Origin of the sequence: Streptomyces sp. NPDC058239 (genome assembly GCF_042882185.1) — a bacterium.
In the GTDB taxonomy this organism is placed as follows: Bacteria; Actinomycetota; Actinomycetes; order Streptomycetales; family Streptomycetaceae; genus Streptomyces.
Window position 1 is genome coordinate 125,477 of record NZ_JBHVWS010000023.1, and the last position, 15,854, is coordinate 141,330.

14 protein-coding genes are annotated in these 15,854 nt (G+C 69.4%); 3 read left to right on the forward strand and 11 right to left on the reverse strand.

All coding sequences use genetic code 11. The annotated features are described in order from the left end of the window. Positions 1–21: 21 nt before the first annotated feature. Positions 22–2,181, forward strand: a complete 2,160-nt coding sequence (locus tag ACFVYE_RS24245; RefSeq protein WP_389607358.1) for a hypothetical protein — start codon at positions 22–24, stop codon at positions 2,179–2,181. Continuing rightward, on the forward strand, positions 2,174–3,739 hold the full coding sequence (locus ACFVYE_RS24250; protein WP_389607359.1) for a hypothetical protein: 1,566 nt from the start codon (positions 2,174–2,176) through the stop codon (positions 3,737–3,739). The genes ACFVYE_RS24245 and ACFVYE_RS24250 overlap by 8 nt, the downstream gene beginning before the upstream one ends. Before the next feature lie 7 nt (positions 3,740–3,746). On the opposite strand, the gene ACFVYE_RS24255 is transcribed toward ACFVYE_RS24250, so the two are convergent. The 8 genes from ACFVYE_RS24255 to hemL all read right to left on the reverse strand — a co-directional run bounded on the left by ACFVYE_RS24255 (position 3,747) and on the right by hemL (position 12,292). Continuing rightward, a complete protein-coding gene (locus tag ACFVYE_RS24255; RefSeq protein WP_389607360.1) occupies positions 3,747–4,274 on the reverse strand; it encodes an SRPBCC domain-containing protein in 528 nt (175 codons plus the stop codon). 55 nt (positions 4,275–4,329) lie between these two features. Next, entirely contained in the window at positions 4,330–5,415 is a 1,086-nt protein-coding gene (ccsB, locus tag ACFVYE_RS24260) for a c-type cytochrome biogenesis protein CcsB (RefSeq protein ID WP_389607361.1), read from the reverse strand. Continuing rightward, complete coding sequence (locus tag ACFVYE_RS24265; protein WP_389607362.1) at positions 5,412–7,205, reverse strand: cytochrome c biogenesis protein ResB; 1,794 nt, start codon at positions 7,203–7,205, stop codon at positions 5,412–5,414. Before ACFVYE_RS24265 ends, ccsB begins: the two co-directional genes overlap by 4 nt. Positions 7,206–7,210: 5 nt before the next feature. Then, positions 7,211–7,975, reverse strand: coding sequence for a cytochrome c biogenesis CcdA family protein (locus tag ACFVYE_RS24270; RefSeq protein ID WP_383960364.1), 765 nt, complete (start codon positions 7,973–7,975; stop codon positions 7,211–7,213). A gap of 4 nt (positions 7,976–7,979) precedes the next feature. After that, entirely contained in the window at positions 7,980–8,591 is a 612-nt protein-coding gene (locus ACFVYE_RS24275) for a TlpA family protein disulfide reductase (protein WP_383960361.1), read from the reverse strand. A 67-nt stretch (positions 8,592–8,658) separates the two neighbouring features. Beyond that, the gene (locus ACFVYE_RS24280) at positions 8,659–9,912 is read right to left on the reverse strand and encodes a hypothetical protein (protein WP_383960358.1); all 1,254 of its coding nucleotides are present in this window, start codon (positions 9,910–9,912) and stop codon (positions 8,659–8,661) included. Between the two features lie 374 nt (positions 9,913–10,286). Next, positions 10,287–10,979, reverse strand: a complete 693-nt coding sequence (locus tag ACFVYE_RS24285) for a histidine phosphatase family protein (protein WP_327274596.1) — start codon at positions 10,977–10,979, stop codon at positions 10,287–10,289. After that, positions 10,976–12,292 carry a glutamate-1-semialdehyde 2,1-aminomutase gene (hemL, locus tag ACFVYE_RS24290; RefSeq protein WP_389607363.1) on the reverse strand — a complete coding sequence of 439 codons (1,317 nt, stop codon included), beginning with the start codon at positions 12,290–12,292 and terminating at the stop codon, positions 10,976–10,978. The genes ACFVYE_RS24285 and hemL overlap by 4 nt, the downstream gene beginning before the upstream one ends. A 129-nt stretch (positions 12,293–12,421) precedes the next feature. Here hemL and ACFVYE_RS24295 point away from each other — a divergent pair, with 129 nt between their 5' ends. Next, the gene (locus ACFVYE_RS24295; protein WP_383960350.1) at positions 12,422–13,012 is read left to right on the forward strand and encodes a hypothetical protein; all 591 of its coding nucleotides are present in this window, start codon (positions 12,422–12,424) and stop codon (positions 13,010–13,012) included. 266 nt (positions 13,013–13,278) lie between these two features. Here the strand turns inward: ACFVYE_RS24295 and ACFVYE_RS24300 are convergent, their stop codons facing one another. The 3 genes from ACFVYE_RS24300 to ACFVYE_RS24310 all read right to left on the reverse strand — a co-directional run bounded on the left by ACFVYE_RS24300 (position 13,279) and on the right by ACFVYE_RS24310 (position 15,478). Continuing rightward, positions 13,279–14,541, reverse strand: a complete 1,263-nt coding sequence (locus ACFVYE_RS24300; RefSeq protein ID WP_383960347.1) for a mannosyltransferase family protein — start codon at positions 14,539–14,541, stop codon at positions 13,279–13,281. Positions 14,542–14,619: 78 nt separating this feature from the next. Next, positions 14,620–14,988 carry a hypothetical protein gene (locus ACFVYE_RS24305; protein WP_383960344.1) on the reverse strand — a complete coding sequence of 123 codons (369 nt, stop codon included), beginning with the start codon at positions 14,986–14,988 and terminating at the stop codon, positions 14,620–14,622. After that, positions 14,981–15,478 (reverse strand): SigE family RNA polymerase sigma factor, encoded by a 498-nt coding sequence (locus ACFVYE_RS24310; RefSeq protein WP_383960342.1) that lies wholly within the window; start codon positions 15,476–15,478, stop codon positions 14,981–14,983. The genes ACFVYE_RS24305 and ACFVYE_RS24310 overlap by 8 nt, the downstream gene beginning before the upstream one ends. Between the last annotated feature and the right edge of the window lie 376 nt (positions 15,479–15,854).

A 15,854-nucleotide genomic window follows, 5' to 3' on the forward strand; every position in this document is an offset into this window, starting at 1 on the left:
GACATCGGCGCTGGGGGTGCTGTGGAGAGAGAGCTGTACGGGCGCGAGGCGATCTTCGGCAACGACGGACTTGCGGCGCGTCTGACAGGTCTCACTCCGTACGGCTCCGCCCGGGTCGCCTACGAGCACCGTGACGATCCGCCGGTCGCCGTGCTGACCGGCGGCCGCGGCATGGGAAAGACGGCCGCGCTCAAGCAACTGCGCCATCTGTACCGGGAGATCACCCCGGTGGCGCTGGTCGACTGCGAGGCCGTCGTGCCGCCCGCGGACCCGGGCCCCGGCTGGACTCCGGTCACCGGGGCGCTGCCGGAGCTCGCCACCCAGCTGACGGCGAAGGTGCGTGCCGCGCGGCCGGTGCAGTTTCCCCGGCTGAGCCTCGGGCTCGTGGCGGTCGCCTCGATCTCCTGGACGCGGGAGGACGAGACGCGGGCACAGCGGGATCTGCAGTCGCTCGGCCCGGTGCTGGCGACCGTCGACACCCGTGGGGACGCGGCGACGGGCTGGGTCACCAAGGTACTGACGAAGCTGGCCGCGAGTGCCTTCGACTCGGTGGTCCCGCTGGCCGGGATGGTCGCCGAGGCGACGATCGAGACGGTGCTGGAGGAGACGTTCAGCCGGTTCCAGCGGCGTTCGGTGGACTGGTACGGGAGTTATCCGCACGCGGGCGGCAGCGGCAGGATCGGGCTGAGGCAGCTGGCGGTCGATTTCGAGCGCGGCGGCGATCTGCGCCGTCGGGCCGAGGATCATCTGGTTCTCGCACTGGTCGCGGATCTGGTGCGGGCGTACGGGGGTCTGGCGCGGGGTGCGCGCCGGGGCCGTCCTGTGCTGCTGCTGGACAACGCGCACACGTTGCTGGGCCGGCAGCTGGTCGAGCCGGTGCTGCGGCAGCGGGCCTCCGGGGTGCGCGATCAGATCGCCCTGTTCGCCTCCTCGCGCGCCCGTGACCACGAGGGGCTGAGCCATGCGGTGCGCCGGCGGCTGCCCGAGGTGGCGCACGGCTCGCACTGGGTCCGCGGTTCGGAGGTGACGTCCGGGATTCTGGCCGTGGAGCTCACCGCGCTGGGCCCGGCACACGTACAGGCGGCGTTCGACCGGCACGATCCGGTGGGCCGTACCCCTGCCGGGCTGGCACGTGGGGTGCACCGGCTGACGGGTGGGCGCCCGCTGGGTGCGGCGCTGTTGGCGCAGGCGGCGGGCGAGGCGCTGGTGCCGGGGACGCCGCGGCCGGGTGCGTCGCAGCCGGGTGCGTCGCAGCCGGGTTCACTGGTGCCGGGGGCGCTGCTGGACCGCACGGTGGAGCTGCGTGAGGACCGGGCGCCGGTGCGGGTCGCGGACGAACTGCTGGCGCGGCTGCTGCCTGGGCAGCAGCTCGACGTACTGAGTGTGCTGGCCGCCGCGCACGGTGAGGAATCGGCGCGGCTGCTGGCCACGGCCCGGCTGCGCGGCCGGTCGCTGGACGGCGATGTGGCACTGCAGGTGCGGGACGTGCTGCGGGCGCAGGACTGGCCGGTCGGTCCCGAGTACTTCGTCGCCGATCCGCTGCTGCGTGCGCTGCTGCTGCACCGGCTGCGGTTCCAGGACGACGACCATCCGTACTACGCGGTGTGGCGTGCGGTGCACGAGACGCTGCGCACCGCGTACGCGCCCGGGGGCCGCTGCCCGAGCGTCCCGCACCGGCTGCACCAGGAGCTGGTGCTGGGCAGGACGAGGGAGTGTGTGACGCATCTGCGGGAGCGGTTCACCGACGGGGATGTCACCGCCTGGCTCGGCTCGTTGCGGTTCATCGCCTCGGCCCCGTATCCACGTCCGCCCGGTTATGCCGGCCCCGATCCACGGCGGGCGGTCGCGCTCGGCCGTGAGGCGGCCGGTTCGCTGCCGGACGGGGAGACGGGGCTCGCGGGGCTCGGCGAGCGCGCCGTGGAGCTCCAGTTGCAGCTGCGCCGGCTGCTGCACGCCGTATGGCTGTTGTCCGATCCACTGGCTCTGCCGGACGAAGAGGTGATCGACAAGATGGCGCACGAACTGCGACAACTGTCCGGCAGGCATCCGACGGGCAACAGCGTGCTGTGGGACGCGGCGACGCACTGGCCGCAGGACATCAGGGCCTGGCGGCCCCTGTCCATGCCGCCGGGCACGGGCGGAAGCGGGCAGAGGCGGGGGAACGGTGGCTCGGATGCTTAATCCACTGCGTTATCGCGTCTGGTACACGGCGAGGCAGAAGGTGGTCACCACTGTGGTGGCCGGCGCCCTGGTCGTCACGTCCGGCTGGTACGGCATCGGCCGGCTCACCGCCCCCGAGGACCGCTCGTGCGCGAAGGGTGTCGAGCGGCCGCAGGGCAGCGACGAGTGCATAGGTGTCTCCGGCGACGGCTACGACTTCGGGCGGCCGAAGCTGACCGAGGTCGCCGCGGCCATCGCCCGGGAGAACGACACCCTGAAGCCCGGCCGGTACGCGACGGTCGCTCTGCTGCTGCCGCTGACGTCGACGGACGAAGCCATGCAGACGAAGATGCAGCGCGAGCTGCAGGGCGCGTTCGCCGAGCAGTACCGGGCCAACCATCTGTCGAACGAGCAGGTGCCGAAGATCCGGCTGGTTCTCGCCAACACGGGGAAGAACAACCTGCTGTGGCAGCCGACGGTGGACCGGCTGAAGAAGATGACCGGGGCCCCGGACCATCTGCGGGCCGTGTCGGGGGTCGCCACCAGCAGTACGCAGGTCAGGTCGGCGGTCAAGGAGCTGACCGCTGCGCACATCGCGGTCGTCGGTACCACGATCACCGCCGACGACATCGCCAACGGCCCGGGCGGCGACCCGTTCCCCGGCCTGGCGCGGGTGTCGCCGACGAACCGGGACGAGGCGCGGGCGCTGGCGCACTTCGGGAAGGTGAAGGCGGACAAGGCGCTGCTGGTGCAGGACACCCGTACCGGGGACCACTACACGGACACACTGCGGGCGGCGTTCACCTCGCTGGTGAAGGGCACGCAGTACGAGCCGCAGCTGTTCACCTCGCGCAAGGACCCCAACGACGAGGGCACCACGGCCAACACGTTCCAGCAGATCACACACCTCATCTGCGACACGGATGCGGAGACGGTGTTCTTCGCCGGACGCCACACCCAGCTGCGGCAGTTCATCAACGCGCTCGGGGCCCGCGGCTGCCAGAGCCGCCCGTTCACGATCCTGACCGGCGACGAGGGCTCGTACCTCGGCAGCGACAAGAAGCTCGACCGGGGCGCGCTGCGCCGCAAGGTGACGGTCCGCTACGCCTCACTGGCACACCCGGACGCCTGGGCGGCGGCGAAGGGGAAGGGCGCAGCGGCGACGGGCGGTTCCCCGGCGGACTACCGGAGCTTCCTGGACCTGCTGGCCACGGTGGCGAAGAAGCCCGTGGGCCCGATCGGTCCGACCGGTCACCAGAATCTGACCGACGGCCAGGTCATCATCGCGCACGACGCGATGTCGCTGGCGGTGCACGGCATCCGGCAGGCGACCCCGGACGGCAAGCGGCTTCCGCAGCTCTCGGATGTGGGTGAGCAGTGGCCGCGGGTGAAGGGTTCGCTGCGGGTGCCGGGGGCCAGTGGCTGGATCTGCCTGGACAACCACGGGAATCCGTACAACAAGGCGGTGCCGGTGGTGGAGCTGGCGCCCGAGGACGCCCGTCAGCGGTTCGTGGCGATCGCCTGGCCCGAGCGCACGCCGCCGGACCCGAAGTGCCTGCCGCCGTCCTCGGCACCGTGACGCCGTGTCACCGCTCGGCCGCCGCGTACTCCTCGCGCAGCCCCGCCCACCGGACCGGGGTCCACTTCGACCAGTCGGCGGGGTATCCGTCGAGCGCGTCGACGAGGTAGCCGAAGTGGTCGTGCCAGCCGGCGAGGCAGTCCATGCGCAGCTCGTCGTCGCCCCGGAACTCATTGGTGAAGCGCAGCAGCACATGGTCGCCGCGCGGTGGCTCCAGATGGAAGCGGATGCGGCCGTGGAGTCCTTCGAGGGTGTATTCGGCGACCCGTTCGATGTCCCAGGCGGTGACGGTGCCGGAGGCGACCGTGGCTTGCCCGTCCCGGTCGGTGTTCAGCCAGCGCAGCGTGACGGCCCCGCCGATGCGCGGTTCGAACGGGTCGGCGGAGGCGAGCCAGCCGGGCAGCCCCTCGGAACTGGCAACGGCTGCCCACACCCGCGGGACGGGGTGGGGCAGCCGTAGCGTGAACCGCAGAGTGTGCCGGTCACCCTGGGTTTCGCTGGTGCCACGCTCGATGACGGGGGTCGCATCGGTCATGGTTCCAGCGTGGCCCGGTGGCGCGGGATCCGCACCCGTACGGGATGGGGGCCGGTCAGACGCCTGCGTAGGAGTGCTTGCCGGTGACGAAGATGTTCACGCCGTAGTAGTTGAAGAGCCAGCAGCCGAAGGCGATCAGTGCCAGGTAGGCGGCCTTGCGGCCCTTCCAGCCTGCGGTGGCGCGGGCGTGCAGGTAGCAGGCGTACGCGACCCAGGTGATGAAGGACCAGACCTCCTTGGGGTCCCAGCCCCAGTAGCGGCCCCATGCGTCGCCCGCCCAGATGGCGCCCGCGATGATCGTGAACGTCCACAGCGGGAAGACCGCGGCGTTGATGCGGTACGAGAACTTGTCGAGCGTCGAGGCGGCGGGCAGCCGGGAGAGCACGGACTGGGCGAACGAACCGGGCTGCACACCGCTCGCCAGCTTGCTCTCGTAGCTGTCGCGGAAGAGGTAGAGCAGGGTGGCGACCGCACCGATGTAGAAGACGGCGCCGCAGATGATGGCGGTGGAGACGTGGATCCACAGCCAGTACGAGTGCAGTGCGGGCACCAGCTGGTCACTGGAGGTGTAGAGCACCGTGGTCGCGATGCCGAGGTCCAGCAGGACGGTGGTGACCAGGAGCAGCCCCATCCAGCGGACGTTCTTCTTCAGCGCGAGGAGGATCAGGTACGCGGCGACCGCCACCGTGGAGAAGGTGATGGAGAACTCGTACATGTTGCCCCAGGGGGCACGCTGCACGGACAGCGCGCGGGCGAGGACACCGCCGGCCTGGACGAGGAAGGCGAGCACGGTCATGGAGACCGCCATGCGTCCGTACAGGTCGCCCTTGAAGGTCCCGCCGGCCGCGCCGGGCCCGTCCGGGACGTCGCGGGTACCGGCCGCGGAGCGCGTGATGATCTTCGGGCGGTCGAGCACGGCGGTGCCGCCGCCCTTCTCCGCGACCTGCACCTTCACCGTGGCGGCGGCCGCGCCCTCGGCACCGGTCAGCGCGGCGGCGGTGCGGCCGACCTTGCTGCGGCTGCCGAACACCCATTCCGCGATGTGCGCGAAGAAGGCCAGGGTGTAGACGGCCATCGACGAATAGATCAGCACATTGCTGGTGTGCGCCAGGTTCTCGTTGGTTGCGGCGGCGAGATTCACTTCTCAGCCCCTTCGGCAGGTTCTTCGGAGGATTCTTCGACGGAGTCGGAATCGGAGTCGGAGCGGGGTTCGGATCCGGGGTCGGTGTCAGGGCCGGGCGCGGTGGGCGCCACGGCGTTGAGCGTGACCGCGAGATCGGCCAGCTCCTCGGGAAGCTTCGCGGACTCGCTGCGACCGAGACCCGCCATTTCGACGACGGTGACGCCGTCCGCACCGCGCACGGCCCGCACCCAGATGCGGCGCCGCTGGATGAACAGCGAGCCCGCGAGTCCGGCGATCGCGGCGATGGCACCGGTGAGCGCCCAGCCGCTGGCGGGCTGCTCGGAGATCTGGAAGCTGGCCCACTCCTCGACGCCCTCGAAGGTGACCGAGCCGGCGCCGTCGGGCAGCTTCATCGTGTCGCCGACCGCCAGGCGCTGCTTGAGCTGGTTGTTCTTGCTGTCCTTGAACTCCTTCATCTGGGACTTGTCCAGCTGGTACACGTTCTGCGGCAGTCCGGAGTCGACGCCGAGGCTGCCGTAGTAGCCGTTGAGGGCGAGCACGGGCATGTCGGCGGCCGGGAACTGCGAGAACATCGTGCCCTTGCCGTCGCCCGCGAAGGTCGGCACGAAGAAGGCCTGGAAGCCCAGCTGGGTCTTCTTGCCGTTCTTGTCGCGGTAGCCGTCCATCACCTTGATCGCACCGGTCGAGGTGACGTTGTTGTCGATGGGCAGCAGCGGCACGGCGTTCCGGTAGACCTCCTTGCCGCTGCCGTCCTTGACGGAGACGACGGGCGCGTAGCCGTGCGCGTTCAGATAGACCTTGGTGCCGTCGACGACCAGCGGCTCGTTGACCTTGATCACGGTCTTCTGCGGCTTGCCGTAGGCGCCCTTCGTATACGTCACATGGGCCTCGTAGGTCCGGGGCGTACCGATCTGGGGGCCGCTGCGCTCGTACGTACCGATGAACTCGTCGAGCTTGAAGCTGAACGGGGCGAGCGAGTCGCTGTCGAACAGCGAACCCGACTTGAAGTCGTCGTACTGCGTCAGCGTGTTGGAGAAGCCGTCGCCCTCGACGATCAGCTTGCCGCCCTCGGACTTGAAGAGCTGCCCGAAGGCGAACGCCACCAGCATCACGATCAGAGCGATGTGGAAGATCAGGTTCCCGGCCTCGCGCAGATAGCCCTTCTCCGCGGCGACCGCGTCCCCCGCGGTGTGCGCGCGGTAGCGGCGCTTGCGCATCATCGCGAGCGCGGCCTCTCGGACCTGCTCGGGCTCGGCCTCGGTGCGCCAGGTGGTGTAAGCGGGCAGCCGGGTCAGCCGCTTGGGAGCGCCCGGCGGGCGGCTGCGCAGCTGGCCCACGAACTGGCCGGTGCGCGGCACGATGCAGCCGATGAGCGAGACGAACAGCAGGATGTAGATCGCGGAGAACCACACCGAGCTGTAGACGTCGAAGAACTGAAGCTTCTCGTAGATCGGCGTGACGGTGGTGTGGGCGTCCTTGAAGGTCTGCACCTTCAGTTCGTCGACGCTGTTCTGCGGGATCAGCGAGCCGGGGATGGCGCCGAGCGACAGCAGGAAGAGCAGGATCAGCGCGACCCGCATCGAGGTGAGCTGCCGCCAGAACCAGCGGACCCAGCCGATGATGCCCATGGCCGGCAGACTGGCCGCGCTCTCCTCGCGCGGGGCGGTGGAGAGCTGGGAGCCGGCCGCACCGAGTTCGCGGGCGTTCTCCCGGTCCTGCTCGTCCCGGATCTCCCGCTCGTCCCGGCGCTCGCGCTCCGGGGCCGGGTTGGACTTGGTGTTGCTCATGGAACTCAGATCCCCACCGTGAAGCCGTCGGACCAGCCCTGCAATTCCTGCATCATGCTGTCCCACACACCGGTCAGCAGGAGCAGCCCGGTCGCGATCATCATGACGCCGCCGATCCGCATGACCCATGCGTAGTGGCGCTTGACCCAGCCGAAGGCGCCGAGCGCCTTGCGGAAGGCGACCGCCGCGAGCACGAAGGGCAGGCCGAGCCCGAGACAGTACGCGACGGTCAGTATCGCCCCGCGTCCGGCAGTGCCCTGTTCCATCGCGAGGATGCTCACCGAGCTCAGCGTCGGGCCGAGGCACGGGGTCCAGCCGATCCCGAAGAGGGCGCCCAGCAGCGGTGCGCCCGCCAGCCCGGTCACCGGCCTCTTGTGGATGCGGAATTCGCGCTGCGTCATCCACGGCATCAGGCCCATGAAGAAGATCCCCATCAGGATCATCAGCACGCCGAGGATCTTGGAGAGCGTCCCGCTGTGCTCCTGGAGGGTCTGGCCGAAGAAGCCGAAGAGCGCGCCGCCGGAGACGAACACGGCGGTGAAGCCGAGCACGAAGAGCGAGGCACCCGCGACCATGCGCCCCCGCTTGGCCTGCGCCAGGTCGGTGCCACTGACGCCGGTGACGTAACTGAGGTAGCCGGGCACGAGCGGCAGGACGCACGGCGAGAAGAACGAGACGATCCCACCGAGTACGGCGATGGGCAGGGCGACGACCAGCGCCCCGTTCAGGACGGTCAGGTTCTCGCCCTGGACCGCGGCAAGGGTGAGCACGGAATCACTTCTCCGCGATCAGCGGGTCGATCATCTTGTGCAGCTTGGTGGCGTCGAGCGCGGTCAGGGAACGGGCGGCGATCTTCCCGTCCCGGTCCAGGACCACGGTCGACGGAATGGACTGCGGACGCAGCGTGCCCTTGGGGAAGCGGAGCATGAGCTTGCCGGTCGGGTCGAAGAAGCTCGGGTAGGTGACCCCGTAGTCCTTCTCGAAGCTGATCGCGGGGTCCTTCCGCGCGTCACGCGTATTGATCCCGACGAACTGGACACCCTTGCTCTGCGTCTCCTTCGCCACCCTCGCGAAGTACTGGGCCTCCAGACGGCAGGGGCCGCACCACGAACCCCACACGTTCAGCACGACGACCTTGCCCTTGTAGTCGGCGACGTCGAGCTGCTTGCCGTCGAGGGTCTCACCGTCGAGCTTCGGGGCGGCCTGGCGGTCGCCCTTGGCCACGGTGGAGATTCCGCCACTGCCCGTGACGAAGTGGGTATTGCCACCACCGCCGGCCTTGTTGCCGTCCCCACCGCACGCGGTCAGCGTGAGTGCGAGTGCGACGGCCGCTGCGGGGGCGGCGAGCAGGGTGAAGCGGCGTCGGGATGCGCGGCCATAGCTCATGTGAAAAGTTTCGCATGGCGGTTCCGGCGATCTCGGGCACCCCCCTCGGTGCCCGTAAAGCCCGTTGTCAGGCCTGTTTAAAGAAGGCGTTCCAGCCACCTTCGGGCGACTGCCCGACTCCCAGCGTACGGAGCTTGTCGAGCACGGCCGGAGTCTGGACGTCGAGCCAGTCGACGAACTGCTTGAAGGAGACGAGCCGCACATCCGGCTTCCCCGCTATTTTCTTGAGCGCTTCCTCGACCGCGTCCATATATATGCCGCCGTTCCACTCCTCGAAGTGGTTTCCGATGTAGAAGGGCGCGCGATTCGTCGTGTACGCACGGTTGAAACCGGCGAGATACGACTGGGTGGCCTGCTTGCGCCAGCCCGGATAGCGCGAAGGCATGCCCTTGGTCGAATTCACCGACTGGTTGGCGAGGATGTTGTAGTCCATCGAAAGGACTTCGAAGGAGTGCCCCGGGAACGGCATGCCCTGCAGCGGCAGATCCCAGACGCCCTGACGCTTCTGGGGCCACACCTGGGTACCACCGGGCGAGCTGGCGTCGTAGCGCCAGCCGAGCTTGCGCGCCGTGGGCAGCAGATTGTCCTGGCCGAGCAGACAGGGAGTGCGTCCGCCGACCAGTTCCTTGCGGTAGTCGAAAGGCAGCGGATCGAGGTCGCTCCAGCCGGTGTTGGTGCGCCATTCGGTGACGAAGGAGACCGCCTGATCGATTTCGCTCTGCCACTGGGAGGCCGACCAGTTCGCGACCGATCCGGAGCCGCCGCAGAAATGCCCGTTGAAGTGGGTGCCTATCTCATGCCCGTCGAACCAGGCCTGCCGGACGCACTTCAGCGTCTCCTTGATGTGGTCATCGGTGAGATAACCGATGTCGGAAGCACCGATCGGGTTGTTGGGCGGCCGGTACTTGGACTTCTTCGACTCGGGCAGCAGATAGAGGCCGGAGAGGAAGAAGGTCATGGACGCATCATGATCCTTGGCGAGTTCCAGAAAGCGCGGGAAGAGCCCGTTGCCGACCTCACCCGCCCCGTCCCAGGAAAAGATCACGAACTGCGGTGGCGTCTGCCCGGGTTCGAGCGGAACCGGCGCGGAAGGCTGGTGCGGCTGCTTCCCGGTGTCCGCGGTGGAACCGTCCCCTATCTCGCGAACGTCCTTCTTCGCAGGCCCGGTTCCCCGAGTGTGCCCGTCGGCACCCTTCTCCCCCGCGGCCCCCGTGTCAGCACCCGGCCGGACCGTATCGGAGGAACCGCACCCCGCCAGGCCGATGGCGGCCGCGGTCCCGAGCCCGGCTCCGAGCAGACCCCTTCGGCTGATGTCGCGCATGAGTTCCCCATCTGCGGTCGTTTTGCCTCAAGTCCATACAAACTGGCAGTGGCTTAGATGAGGGAAGCAGCACAGAGGTTCCGCTGATTAACATATTTTTCTTTGCGCGACCAGACCTCGGCCTTGACCGAATGCATGGCTGAGCAGGCTGGACGCGGCGGGAGCAGGGCTCAACCGCCGACGGAGTGATCAATCACTGAAGGGGACTCAGTCCCCGGCCTCGGGTCGCCGGTCCCGAGGCGGCGGCAGGATCGCCGGCCTTGGGACGGCAGCAAATCGCCGGACGGGCGGAAAATCAAGCCCGTCCGGCGATCGAGGACAGAACGGCAACCGGACGGCCGGGGCCCGGCGCACCCCCACCGGCCCCGGGCCGGCTACGCGCCGAACGCCTTCGACTTCCCCTTCACCGGCTTCGCGCCGGCCCGCAGATGCGCCGGCACCAGATCCCGCGCCGGCTCCGTGTACCCGACCGACACGATCTTGTCGCCCTGGTACGTGAAGCTGGTCAGCGACGCGAGCGTGCACTGCCGCTTGCGCGGGTCGTGCCACAGCCGCCGCCGCTCCACGAAGCTGCGCACGATCCAGATCGGCAACTGATGGCTGACGCACACCGCCTCGTGCCCGCGTGCCGCGTCACGCGCGGCGTCCAGGGCGCCCATCATCCGTACGACCTGCTCGATGTACGGCTCGCCCCACGACGGCCGGAACGGATTCGTCAGGTGCTTCCAGTTGTCCGGCTTGCGCAGCGCCCCGTCGCCGACCCCGAAGGTCTTGCCCTCGAAGACGTTGGCGGCCTCGATGAGCCGCTCGTCGGTGGCCAGGTCGAGGCCGTGCGTCTTGGCGATCGGTGTGGCCGTCTCCTGGGCGCGCTCCAGCGGGGAGGCGACGACATGGGTGATGTCGCGGCCTTCCAGGTGCTCGGCGACCCGGTCGGCCATCTGCCGGCCGAGCTCGGAGAGGTGGTAGCCCGGGCGGCGCCCGTAGAGCACGCCCTCCGGGTTGTGCACCTCGCCGTGCCGCATCAGATGGACGACGGTGATGTCCTTGCGGCTTCCGTTCTCGCTCATGCGGTGGCCTCCGATGCGGCGCGGGCAGCGGCGGGCAGGGCGGCGGCGATGCGCTCGACGGCCTGCGTGTCGTGGGCGGTGGAGACGAACCAGGACTCGAAGGCGGACGGCGGCAGGTAGACGCCCTGGGACAGCAGCGAGTGGAAGAAGGCGGTGAAGCGGAAAGCTTCCTGCTGCTTCGCGTCCTCGTAGTTCCGCACCGGCCGGTCGGTGAAGAAGACGGAGAACATGTTGCTCGCCGCCTGCACGGTGTGCGCCACGCCTTCCTTGGAGAGCGCCTCGCCGACCAGGCCGCGGATCTCCGCGGAGACCGCGTCCACCTTCGTGTAAGCGGCGTCGTCGAGCAGCCGCAGCTGGGCGAGACCGGCGGCGGTGGCGACCGGGTTACCGGAGAGGGTGCCCGCCTGGTAGACGGGACCGACCGGGGCGAGATGCGCCATCACGTCCGCACGCCCGCCGAAGGCCGCGGCCGGGAAGCCGCCGCCCATGACCTTGCCGAAGGTCATCAGGTCGGGCCGCACCCCGTCGATGCCGAACCAGCCGGCCTTCGAAGTACGGAAACCGGTCATGACCTCGTCGGAGATGTAGAGCGCACCGTTGGTGGCGCAGATCTCCTTGAGTCCGGCGTTGAAACCGTCCAGCGGCGGTACGACGCCCATGTTGCCCGGCGACGCCTCGGTGATCACACAGGCGATCTCGCCGGGCTGCGCGGCGAACGCCTCCCGCACGGCGTCCAGGTCGTTGTACGGCAGCACGATCGTGTCGCCGGCCTGCGCACCGGTGACCCCCGGGGTGTCCGGAAGGCCGAAGGTCGCGACTCCGGACCCGGCGGCGGCGAGCAGTGCGTCGACGTGGCCGTGGTAGCAGCCGGCGAACTTCACCACCTTGGCCCGGCCGGTGAACCCGCGGGCGAGACGGATCGCGGACATGGTCGCCTCGGTGCCGGACGACACCAGCCGCACCTGCTCCACGGGCTCGACCCGGGCCACGATCTCCTCGGCGAGCGCGACCTCGCCCTCACCGGGCGTACCGAACGAGGTGCCGCGGGCGACAGCCTCCTGGACTGCGGCGATGACCTCGGGGTGGGAATGGCCGAGGATCATCGGCCCCCACGAGCACACGAGGTCGACATACTCACGGCCATCGGCGTCGGTGAGGTACGGACCGGCACCGGACACCATGAAGCGGGGCGTACCGCCCACGGCCCGGAAGGCACGGACGGGAGAGTTCACGCCGCCGGGCGTCACGAGGGACGCGCGGTCGAAAAGCGTCTGCGAAACTGGGGCGTCATAGGGAAAGCTCACACAAGCCATGGTGTCAGAGCCACGGACGGTCTTGCGGACAGGTGTTTCACCGCACGCCCGTGGGGGAGGTCACTGACACGATGATCGGGTTGCGCGGCGGGGGCTGTGTCTCCTAAGTAGTAGTCGGGTGGATGAGATATGCATCGCGGTGGCGGAGTGGGCGAAGGGACCGACGACCTGGGGCCCGAGCCTGCCCGGCGGGGTCGGCACCGGCGTGAGGCGGAACGCAAGCAGGGCATACAGGCCGGTGGTGCGCAGGGTGTCGGAGCCGGAAGCAGGAGTGGTGGCCGGGTGGGGGTGACCTACAAGTATTTCGGTGCCCCCGACGGGGCGACCGCGGCACGCGTGCCCATTTCGATGCGCCCCGAGGAGCTCGGCGGCGACGAACTGGGCATGGGCGGCATGTTCACCAAGATCAAGCCGGAGACGGTGGCGGCGATGGTCCTCACCGGCATCCAGGGCATACCCCTGCACAAGGTCCCACCGCTGGAATTGGTCGTACTGCACCCCGACTACGCGGTGGTCAAGCTCCCGATGACGGTCGTCGACCCGCTGCGCGGCGTCGGCGAGGAGACGGTGGGTGCCGCAGCCTTCATCTGGTCCACGGTCCCGGACCGCGGCGGCCCGCGCGACGCGTTCAACGTCTACCAACTGCTGCACGAGTGGCAGGATTTCAGCCATCGCCTGCATGACGCGGGACATCAGGCGTACTGCCTGGTCTGGCCCTGAACCGGATTTCCATTCAGTACGGACGGCCCTCCGGAGAGGTTGCCCGGGGGCTGTCCGGGAACGCCCGTCGGGCCGCGTCGCCGACGAACACTTCGAGACGGTGCGGAAGCGACTCGCTGCCGCACCCGCAGCCCACGATCGGACCACCCACACCGCAGGCCGGGCCCAGGGACCGGTCCGGCGTCACTTCCGCGGTGCCGGCCGGGGTGCTGAACACCCGGGCCCGGCCGACGGATTCGGCGTCACCGCCGCTTTTGCGGGTTGGGTCAGCCGGCCCATCGTCCGGAGAGGAAGGTGACGGCGAAGACGGTCATCAGGGGTGCTGCGATGACGAGGTAGGCGGTCTTGATGCGGGCGTTTCGCAGGCTCCAGGCAGCGAGGCCGGTCCACAGGGGCCACCACAGGAGGGTCGCGCGGGGGATGGATGTGTACCAGTAGGAAGTACCCAGGGCCCACAGGCTGAGGCCGATGTACACGGCTTCCGGCCAGCGTCGCTGTCGGATCAGCAGGCCGCACAGGCCGATGCCGACCAGCATGGTGAGGAGTTCGGCCTGGCTCATCAGGGCGTACCCGGTGCTCTGGGAGTGTCCGAAGGCGGCGTGCCAGGTGTTCTGCCAGGCTTCCCAGGGGGCGTGGAAGTCGCGGTACCAGCCGCGTTCCTCGGCGTGTTTCCAGGCCATCCAGTCGCCGGTGTGCGTGTGCAGGTACCAGCTGTAGAGAAACGGCGGGAGCGCGGGCAGGGCCAGCCAGGGAAGACGTCGCCAGTGGGCCGGGGTGCGGGCGGTGACCAGGAAGTGGACCGCGAGGGCCGCGGCGAGGAAGAGGCCGCTGACACGGACGGTGGTGGCCAGGCACGTCAGGGCGGCTGCGAGCGGCCAGTTGAGGCGCTGGGCGGCCAGCCAGGCCGGCAGGGCCAGGGCGAGGAAGAGCGCTTCGGTGTAGCCGGCGGCCAGGAAGACCGCGCACGGGGAGAGCAGGAAGAACAGGGCCGCGCGCCGGCCCGCGTCGTCCTGTGGCAGGTGCAGCCGGGCGATCCGGGCCAGGGCCAGCACGGCGACGCCTCCGGCGACGAGAGAGATCAGCGCACCGGCCGCGGGCCAGCTCGGAATGATGGTGTGGACGGCCCGCAGTACGAAGGGGAAGCCGGGGAAGAAGGCCTCCCTGTTGTCCCAGCCGGATATCCAGGGGCCGGACTGGCCCGGGAAATAACCGTCCTGGGCTATGTGCAGGTAGTGCCACCAGTCCCACCGCTGCCACGGTGAGAAGAACGAGGCGGCGTGGCGGGTCTGACGGTCGTCGGCGAACAGCCAGCGGGTGCAGTAGGCAATGATCCAGATGCCCACGCGGGTCAGCAGGTACAGCCACAGCACCTCGCGGTCGGCGGGCTTGAGCCGGAGGAACAGCCGCCGGAGGAACAGCCGGTCGAAGGATGTCGTGCTCGGTGACGGGGTGTCGCGGGGCGATCCGGGAGCGGTCCCGGTCCGGGCGGGCGGACGCTCACGCTGCCGGTGGGGGGATGAAAGGCTCACAACAGAATCTCCTGGGTCGAATGTGCGCGTACCGAACGGCCCCGGGCAGGCGTCACCCGGGGCACGGAAAGCGGGAGGTCAGCGGGGCGGGTTGCTCTGGCTCCGGGTGGGGGTGGCCGATGCGCTCCGGTCGGGGGACGCGCTGCTCGCCGGCGGCGGGCTGGTGCGGGGCGCGGAGGGCAGGGAGGACACAGGAGAGGGCCGGGGGGTGGAAGGAGTGGTGGCCGGGACGGTGGTTCCGGTGCTGTCGGGCAGGAGTGCGGCCACGGCCGCACCCGTGCCGGAAAAGACCAGACAGACTCCGACAGCCAGCGCAACGATCCGGCGCCTGCGCACCTGCTCCGCGCGCTCGGTGATGAATGAGAGCGGAGCGGAACGGGCGCGGGACTGGCCGGTGGCGGCAGCCTCCTTGAACAGGGACCGCAGCGGGTCTTGGGGTTCAGACACAGGGCCCCTCCTCGGTACGCGGATCCTGCAGACGATGCGAGAGCGTGACCCGGCCCCGGGCCAGATGCGTCTTGACGGTGCTGGCCGCCAGACCGGTCTCCGCGGCGATCTGCTCGACGGTCAGATCGCATACGTAGTACAGGGCCAGCGTGCGGCGCTGTTTGGGTGGCAGATCCCGCAGCACTTCCACCAAGGCCACCGACTCCGGGCCAGGAGCCTCCATATGGGGCGGGGCGCCACTGCGCCGCCAGGCATCCGCCATACGGCGCCGCCCGCGCCACCGGCTCACCGCCAGTCGCCAGGCGACCGTACGGATCCACGCCTCGGGCTGCCCGTCACGGTCGAGCTGACGCCGTCGGCTCCAGCCCTTGACGAAAGCTTCCTGCACCACGTCCTGCGCCTCGTGCTGGTCGCCGAGAATCACAAACAACTGCCCCGTCAGCCGGGCGGCCGTCTGCGCATAGAACTCTTCGAACTCCTCGACGGTCAACAATCAGCTCCTGGATCTCCTCGGTCTCACCGGGCATACGCCCGGCACCCCGCATCCGGACGACACCGAAACCGAAATGATCGGCGTGATGGTCATCACACAGACCCGACGGTCCGGGGTGTCGGATTTCGGTCTACTCGGCCCGCTCCCACAAATGATCGCCTGTGCGCGTTCCGCGAAGACCCGGAGCCCACCCCGTTTCCGCAGGTGCGCGCAGGTCGAAGCCCTCGGAGCCCGCGCGTTGCGCGACGGGGTTCCGAGGGACTGCCGCCATGGATTCGAGGCTCCGGAAGCCCCCTCCGCACCAGGCGGACACCGAAGGGGCGGGCCCCCACCCCAGAGGTGTGTGCGGCCCGCGGGGGGGCGGGGGAGGGCG

Bases quoted from the DNA above. Each gene is read 5' to 3' on its own strand.
- ACFVYE_RS24250 (WP_389607359.1), top strand. From the start codon at position 2,174: ATGCTTAATCCACTGCGTTATCGCGTCTGGTACACGGCGAGGCAGAAG.
- ACFVYE_RS24255 (WP_389607360.1), bottom strand. From the start codon at position 4,274: ATGACCGATGCGACCCCCGTCATCGAGCGTGGCACCAGCGAAACCCAG.
- ACFVYE_RS24265 (WP_389607362.1), bottom strand. From the start codon at position 7,205: ATGAGCAACACCAAGTCCAACCCGGCCCCGGAGCGCGAGCGCCGGGAC.
- ACFVYE_RS24275 (WP_383960361.1), bottom strand. From the start codon at position 8,591: ATGAGCTATGGCCGCGCATCCCGACGCCGCTTCACCCTGCTCGCCGCC.
- ACFVYE_RS24280 (WP_383960358.1), bottom strand. From the start codon at position 9,912: ATGCGCGACATCAGCCGAAGGGGTCTGCTCGGAGCCGGGCTCGGGACC.
- ACFVYE_RS24285 (WP_327274596.1), bottom strand. From the start codon at position 10,979: ATGAGCGAGAACGGAAGCCGCAAGGACATCACCGTCGTCCATCTGATG.
- hemL (WP_389607363.1), bottom strand. From the start codon at position 12,292: ATGGCTTGTGTGAGCTTTCCCTATGACGCCCCAGTTTCGCAGACGCTT.
- ACFVYE_RS24295 (WP_383960350.1), top strand. From the start codon at position 12,422: ATGCATCGCGGTGGCGGAGTGGGCGAAGGGACCGACGACCTGGGGCCC.